A 1,442-nucleotide genomic window follows, 5' to 3' on the forward strand; every position below is an offset into this window, starting at 1 on the left:
GTCAAATTAATCGACCCTGTTACAGGCAATGAATTCACCAGCTTAGTGGTAGATGGTGAAGGTACTTGGCAAGTTGACCCCGCGACAGGAGAGATTAGCTTTACACCAGAGTCGGGGTTTATCACTGATCCAACACCAGTTGACTATGTAGTATCTGACACCAATGGCTTGCAGTCGAATCAAGCGACTATCACCGCAGACTATCCATTAATAGTTAGTATCACAGGCACCGAGAGCTTGAGCGAAACGACTGTTGATGGCAGCTCGAATGAAGCAACCTATACGATTAATCTTAGCAAACCAAGCAATGAAGACACTGTGGTCGCTGTTACGATTGGTGGCGGTAGCACTGAAGGTAGTGAGGACTATACAGCACCTATAACTCAAACAGTCACTATCCCAGCAGGTCAAACGTCAGTGAATGTCACTGTACCGATCACGGATGACAATTTGTTTGAAGGCCCAGAAGACTTTATAGTTACGGTAACTGAAGTCATATCCGGTACAGCCTCTGTTGGACCAGATAGTAATAGTGTCACAACTACCATTTATGATAATGGTACTACTGACGGTAGCACACCAGTTGATCCTACTGATCTATCGGTAGGTAATGACACCCCAGTTGTGAGCATTAGTGGTACTAAAACCTTGAGTGAAACGGCTGCTGATGGCAGTGCAAATGAAGCGACTTATACCGTTAGCTTAAGTAATCCGAGCACTGAAGATACGATCGTTACTGTTATTATTAGTGATGGCAGTACTGAAGGGTCAGCTGATTACACAACGCCTGTGACACAAGATATCACTATCCCAGCAGGACAAACCTCAGTGGATGTCACTGTACCAATCACTGATGACAATGTGTTTGAAGGCCCAGAAAACTTTACCGTTAAGGTCGTTGCAGTCACATCAGGAACAGCAACTATTAGTACTGACGATGACACCGTAAGTACGACCATCTATGATGATGGCACTACTGACGGCAGTACACCTGTGGATCCTAATAATCCAGCTTTGGGTGGCGACAAACCAGTGGTTGATATCGCAGCGACTAAAGCGGAAGCCATTGAAGGTGTTAGTAATGGTTTGGTATTTGAAGTATCTCAGAACAACTTAAGCGAATTTCCTACGACTGTAGATGTCAAGTTAGCGGATAGCACAATAGAAGCGGCTGATATTGCATCAATCAGCTATACCGATATTAATGGTAAGGTTATATTTTTAGATAATGTAACAGATATTCAGACATTCCTCGATGAAGGTATTCAGGTCACAATCCCAGCGGGCAGCACGTCTGCACCAGCCATTACCTTTACTGTAGTTGATGACTTGGTTTATGAACAATCAGAAAGTTTGGTGCTTGAGATCAGCAATGCGATCAACGCCAGCATTGGCACCGCCACCGACAGCGCCACCATCTTCGATGAAGACGCGACAGACGG

The 1,442-nt window shown here is 44.9% G+C and carries 1 protein-coding gene; it reads left to right on the plus strand.

The genetic code is table 11. From position 1 onward, the window contains the following. Positions 1–1,442, plus strand: a 1,442-nt coding sequence (locus AAEY75_RS14065) for a Calx-beta domain-containing protein (RefSeq protein ID WP_352259903.1), incomplete at both ends; no start/stop codon positions are given.

The sequence above is a fragment of the Psychrobacter sp. TB55-MNA-CIBAN-0194 genome, from assembly GCF_040309505.1.
GTDB lineage: Bacteria > Pseudomonadota > Gammaproteobacteria > Pseudomonadales > Moraxellaceae > Psychrobacter > Psychrobacter fozii.